Origin of the sequence: Cypionkella sp. (assembly GCF_036782355.1) — a bacterium.
In the GTDB taxonomy this organism is placed as follows: Bacteria; Pseudomonadota; Alphaproteobacteria; order Rhodobacterales; family Rhodobacteraceae; genus Cypionkella.
Map to the genome: position 1 here is coordinate 1 of NZ_DAIPZF010000066.1, position 5,414 is coordinate 5,414.

Here is a 5,414-nt window from a genome sequence, read left to right on the forward strand (position 1 = left end):
CCTACGACCAATTGATTAACAGTCAACTGCTCTACCGCTGAGCTACGCCGGAACACGAGGGGGTCTATAGCAAGGGGTTTCGGGGGCGTAAAGGGGGGGCGTGAAGAAAAATGACGTCGCGGTTAAATCAATTCGAAAACCGTCTCACTGGTCAGTGCGCCTTGGGGGCGAATAAGGTTTCTTTCATGCAGATCAATAAGATGCGCGAGGATGTTGCGGCTTGCGGCTGGAAAGAGCGCAGGCGGGGTCTGGGTGTAGATTGCTTGGGCAAGTGCCGCTGCGGTATTGGGGGCTTGGGCAAGGCTTTCCAAGACTGCGCGCTCGCGGGCTTGGCGGTGGGCGATCAGCTCGGCCAGCCTCGCGGCGGGGTCGCTAACGGGGGCGCCATGGCCGGGCAGAAACACCTGCCAGCCTTGGGTTTGCAGCTTGGCAAGCGAGGCCATATAGGCCCTCATATCGCCGCTGGGTGGCGAGACCAGCGAGGTCGACCAGCCCATCACATGATCGCCGCTGAACAGCGTTTGGCCAAGGGCAAAGCTGAGATGCCCCGATAGGTGGCCGGGCGTGGCGATGACGGTTATGTTTAGTCCGGCAAGGTGCAGCGTTTGGCCGTCGCGGATGCGTTGATCGGGCACAAAGCTGTGATCCAGCCCTTCGCCCGCCTCATCCAGCCCCAAGGCGGCAAGACGCTGCATCATGTCAGAGCGTCCTTCCCAGACTGCGCCCGCTGCAAGCATCGGCGCGCCGCTGATTTTGGCAAGGCGGGGGGCAAGTGCGCTGTGGTCCAGATGCGCATGGGTGATCAGAATCGCCACAAGTCGCGTTTCGCCAATCTGGTGCAGAATCGCCTCAAGATGGGGGTCAAGATCGGGGCCGGGGTCGATCAGCACCGCGCCCTTGGTCCCTCGCAGCAGATAGCTGTTGGTGCCTGTGCCCGTCATCGGCGATGGATTGTCGGCGCGCAGGCAGGTGATCTGCGGGCTGATCTTGGTGATTTGGCTTTTGCGCTGCATGCGGACTTTCCTTGCGGCTGGGCTGGCGCTAGTGTTGCGCGCATGCATCCGCGCCTCAAGTCCCTTCTTCCGCGAAGCCTGTTTGGTCGGGCTGTTCTGATTCTGGTTCTGCCAGTGATCGTGGTGCAGGTGACGGTTTCGATTGCCTTTATCCAGCGTCACTTTGAAGCGGTGACCGAGCAGATGACCTCGGGGGTCGCCATCGAGATCAGCGCGCTGCTGGACCGCGTTGCCAAGGCGCCGGATATGACCAACGCACAGGCGGCGATTGCTCAACTGGCGTCGGATTTGCAGCTTCAGGTCAGCCTGCCCGCCGAGGCAGTGCCCGCAGCCGACAGCCGCGGGTTTCTGGATTATTCGGGCAGGCGGGTGATCTTGACCCTGCGCGCGCGGCTGGGCGGGGTTTTTGCCGTGGATCTGACCTCGAACTCGGCCTTGGTGCAGGCCTATTTCGATACCAAATGGGGCCCCGTGCGGGTGTCCTTGGCGCGGACGCGGGTTTCGGCGACCAATCCGCATCAGCTTTTGGTCTGGATGGTGTTCACCTCGGGGTTGATGACCTTTATCGCCTATATTTTCTTGCGCAATCAGCTGACGCCGATCACGCGTCTTGCACTTGCAGCCGAGGCCTTTGGTAAGGGCCAGACCCTCCCCTATAGCCCGCGCGGGGCGACCGAAGTGCGTGCAGCGGGGGTGGCGTTTTTGAACATGCGCGCCCGGATCGAGCGGCAGATCGAGACCCGCACGCTGATGCTGTCGGGTGTCAGCCATGATCTGCGCACGCCTTTGACACGGTTAAAGCTGGGGCTGTCGTTCCTGCCCGAAGACGAGGAAACCCGCGCCCTGCAACAAGATGTGCAGGATATGGAGCGGTTGGTCAGCGAGTTTCTGGCCTTTGCGCGCGGCGATGCGATGGAAGAGACCGAATTGGTCGATCCTGCAACGCTTGCGCAGCGCTTGGTCGAGAATGCGCGGCGGATGCAGCAGCCGGTCGATCTGGGGCAGGTGCAGTCACCCGGCGCGATGAAGCTGCGGCCGCAAGCGGTGACGCGGGCGCTGGAGAATCTGCTAGGCAATGCAGTGCGCTATGGCAAGCGCGCTGAGGTGAGTGTGATCTTCACCGATCGCTCGCTGCGGTTTGTGGTGGAAGATGACGGGCCGGGGATTGCGGCAGATCGACGCGAGCTGGCGCTGGAACCTTTTGAGCGTTTGGATGCCGCGCGCGACCCTAATAAAGGCGGCGGTGTCGGCTTAGGTCTGTCGATTGCCGCCGATATCGCGCGCAGCCATGGCGGCGAATTGCGCCTAAGCAAAAGCGAGGCTTTGGGCGGGCTGCGGGCCGAACTTTCTCTGGCGCGATGACAAATGTGATCGCTTGGGCGGTTGCATCCCCCCGCTGACCGCGCCATTGTCAGAAAACTTCGCGACAAGCTGCCCTTGCACCCTCTGGCGCGCGCAACTAAGACTCTGGAAACCATCCAGCGTTAATACCACTTTCACGGACCAAAGAGGCAAGTTTTATGCGCGATCCTGTTGAACACTACATGAACACCCTCGTGCCTATGGTGGTTGAACAGACCAGCCGCGGCGAGCGGGCCTATGATATTTTCAGCCGCATGCTGAAAGAGCGGATCATTTTTCTGGCAGGCCCTGTGCATGACGGCATGTCGAGCCTGATCTGCGCCCAGCTTTTGTTCCTCGAGGCCGAGAATCCCTCGAAGGAAATCTCGATGTATATCAACAGCCCAGGCGGCGTTGTGACCTCGGGTCTGTCGATCTATGACACGATGCAATACATCCGCCCCAAGGTCTCGACGCTTGTGATCGGGCAGGCGGCCTCGATGGGGTCTTTGCTGCTGCAAGCGGGCGAAAAGGGCATGCGTTTTTCGCTGCCAAACAGCCGCGTCATGGTGCACCAACCTTCGGGCGGCTATCAGGGCCAAGCGACAGATATCATGATCCACGCGCGCGAAACCGAAAAGCTGAAGCGCCGTTTGAACGAGATTTATGTCAAACACACCGGCAATGATTATGACACGGTCGAGGCAGCCCTTGAGCGGGATAATTTCATGTCGGCCGAAGATGCCAAAGCTTGGGGTCTGATTGACGAGATTTTGGAAAACCGCACCAAAGTTGACGAAGTGAAATAAGGCTTTTGCCCCCGATGCAAATCGGGGGCGTTTTCGGATTGTAGAGGGGCGGGCCTTGGCCTAAACTTCCCAAAGATCGCCTCTTATAGGCGCAGGTCAGAGGATACCCATGGCGAATACCACCGGCAGCGACAGCAAAAACACGCTTTACTGTTCCTTCTGCGGCAAAAGCCAGCATGAGGTTCGGAAGCTGATCGCCGGTCCGACGGTTTTCATCTGCGATGAATGCGTCGAACTGTGCATGGATATCATCCGTGAAGAAACCAAGACAGCAGGGATGAAAACCACGGATGGCGTGCCGACACCGCGCGACATCTGCAAGGTGTTGGACGATTATGTGATCGGTCAGATGCATGCCAAGCGCGTGCTTTCAGTCGCGGTTCATAACCATTACAAGCGTCTGAACCACGCCAGCAAAACCGATATCGAACTGGCAAAATCCAACATCTTGCTGATTGGCCCGACCGGCTGCGGCAAGACTTTGCTTGCCCAAACGCTGGCGCGGATTTTGGATGTGCCCTTCACAATGGCAGATGCAACCACGCTGACCGAAGCGGGATATGTGGGCGAAGACGTTGAAAACATTATCCTAAAGCTGTTGCAGGCTTCGGAATATAATGTTGAACGCGCCCAGCGCGGCATCGTCTATATCGACGAAGTTGATAAGATCACCCGCAAATCTGACAACCCCTCGATCACCCGCGATGTCTCGGGCGAGGGGGTGCAGCAAGCGCTGTTGAAGATCATGGAAGGCACGGTTGCTTCGGTGCCGCCGCAGGGCGGGCGCAAGCATCCGCAGCAAGAATTCCTGCAAGTGGACACCACCAATATTCTGTTCATCTGCGGTGGGGCTTTTGCTGGTCTGGAAAAGATCATCGCACAGCGCGGTAAGGGCTCGGCTATTGGTTTTGGCGCTGATGTCAAAGACCCAGAGGCGCGCGGTGCTGGCGAATTGTTCATGGAGCTGGAGCCGGAAGATCTGCTGAAGTTCGGCCTTATCCCCGAATTTGTCGGCCGTTTGCCAGTGATTGCGACCCTGACCGATTTGGACGAATCTGCGCTGATGATCATTCTGACCGAGCCGAAGAACGCTTTGGTCAAACAATATCAGCGCCTGTTCGAGATCGAGGGCACCAAGCTGACCTTTACCGCCGATGCGCTGACTGCGATTGCGAAACGGGCGATTGCGCGCAAAACCGGCGCGCGTGGCCTGCGCTCGATCATGGAAGATATCTTGTTGGACAGCATGTTCGAACTGCCGGGCATGGAAGGCGTCGAAGAGATCGTGGTTAATGAAGAATGCGTGAACAAAGGTGCAAAACCCTTGTTGGTGCTGACCGAAACCGAGAAGAAAAAACCCGCAACAGCAGGCTGACACCTGACGCCGCGAAAAACAACGGCGGGCCATTGGCTCGCCGTTTTGTTTTTTAAATTTAGGCTGCATTTGCAGCGGTTCTTTGCGCCAAAGTGCCAAGGCCACTGGACCTCTGCCGCAGTTTCGGCCATATCAAGGCAAATGATATCGGAGGCTCTGATGTATTTCCTCAAGCGACTGCTGACCTGGTGGAACAGCCAAACCCTTGGCACCCAGATCTATACCGCGCGCAAAGGCCAAAAGGTCGGCGAGGATGAGCAGGGCAATATCTATTACCAGACCGCAGATACCAAGCGTCGCTGGGTGATCTATAACGGCGAATCCGAGGCAAGCCGGGTCTCGCCCGATTGGCATGGCTGGCTGCATTTCACTTGGGATCAGCCGCCCACCAAAGCCCCGCTCAAGCATAAAGCTTGGGAAAAGCCGCATTCTGAAAATCTGACCGGCACGGCTGCGGCCTATGCGCCGGCTGGCTCGATCCGTGCCGCGGCTCCTGCGCGCCGGCAGGATTACGAGGCGTGGCAGCCCGAATAATGGCCGAGAATCGCGCAGAGATTTTGGCAGGAGCGGCTGTTCTGGCGGCGGCTATTGGATTTTTGGTCTATGCAAGCGGCGGGCGCGGTGCGGCCTCAGGCGGCACTTACGAGCTGCACGCCTCATTCCGCTCGGTTGAAGGCATCACGCCGGGTTCGGATGTGCGGCTCGCGGGGGTCAAGATCGGCAGCATCACCAAGCTGACGTTGAACCCGCAAAGCTTTTACGCCGATGCCACTATCGCAATAGATAAATCCATCCAACTGCCCGACGACTCGGCGATTTTGATTTCCTCGGAAGGTCTGCTGGGCGGCAATTTTGTCGAAATCCAGCCGGGCGGGT

General features: G+C 58.6%; 6 protein-coding genes. 5 read left to right on the forward strand and 1 reads right to left on the reverse strand.

Annotation, left to right across the window (positions count from 1 at the left end):
* Nucleotides 1–122 precede the first annotated feature (122 nt).
* Nucleotides 123–1,013, reverse strand: a complete 891-nt coding sequence (locus V7Q10_RS15385; RefSeq protein ID WP_333870020.1) for an MBL fold metallo-hydrolase — start codon at nucleotides 1,011–1,013, stop codon at nucleotides 123–125.
* Nucleotides 1,014–1,055: 42 nt separating this feature from the next.
* Between V7Q10_RS15385 and V7Q10_RS15390 the strand changes: the two genes are divergently transcribed.
* The 5 genes from V7Q10_RS15390 to V7Q10_RS15410 all read left to right on the forward strand — a co-directional run.
* Nucleotides 1,056–2,375 (forward strand): ATP-binding protein, encoded by a 1,320-nt coding sequence (locus V7Q10_RS15390; protein WP_333870021.1) that lies wholly within the window; start codon nucleotides 1,056–1,058, stop codon nucleotides 2,373–2,375.
* A gap of 158 nt (nucleotides 2,376–2,533) precedes the next feature.
* A complete protein-coding gene (locus tag V7Q10_RS15395; protein WP_333870022.1) occupies nucleotides 2,534–3,163 on the forward strand; it encodes an ATP-dependent Clp protease proteolytic subunit in 630 nt (209 codons plus the stop codon).
* A gap of 109 nt (nucleotides 3,164–3,272) precedes the next feature.
* Nucleotides 3,273–4,538, forward strand: coding sequence for an ATP-dependent Clp protease ATP-binding subunit ClpX (clpX, locus tag V7Q10_RS15400; RefSeq protein ID WP_333870023.1), 1,266 nt, complete (start codon nucleotides 3,273–3,275; stop codon nucleotides 4,536–4,538).
* Nucleotides 4,539–4,697: 159 nt separating this feature from the next.
* On the forward strand, nucleotides 4,698–5,072 hold the full coding sequence (locus V7Q10_RS15405; protein WP_333870024.1) for an NADH:ubiquinone oxidoreductase subunit NDUFA12: 375 nt from the start codon (nucleotides 4,698–4,700) through the stop codon (nucleotides 5,070–5,072).
* Nucleotides 5,072–5,414 (forward strand): MlaD family protein (locus V7Q10_RS15410; RefSeq protein ID WP_333870025.1); only part of this gene is annotated, 343 nt, incomplete at its 3' end. The genes V7Q10_RS15405 and V7Q10_RS15410, both read left to right, overlap by 1 nt.

Bases quoted from the DNA above. Each gene is read 5' to 3' on its own strand.
- V7Q10_RS15385 (WP_333870020.1), bottom strand. From the start codon at position 1,013: ATGCAGCGCAAAAGCCAAATCACCAAGATCAGCCCGCAGATCACCTGC.
- V7Q10_RS15390 (WP_333870021.1), top strand. From the start codon at position 1,056: ATGCATCCGCGCCTCAAGTCCCTTCTTCCGCGAAGCCTGTTTGGTCGG.
- V7Q10_RS15395 (WP_333870022.1), top strand. From the start codon at position 2,534: ATGCGCGATCCTGTTGAACACTACATGAACACCCTCGTGCCTATGGTG.
- clpX (WP_333870023.1), top strand. From the start codon at position 3,273: ATGGCGAATACCACCGGCAGCGACAGCAAAAACACGCTTTACTGTTCC.
- V7Q10_RS15405 (WP_333870024.1), top strand. From the start codon at position 4,698: ATGTATTTCCTCAAGCGACTGCTGACCTGGTGGAACAGCCAAACCCTT.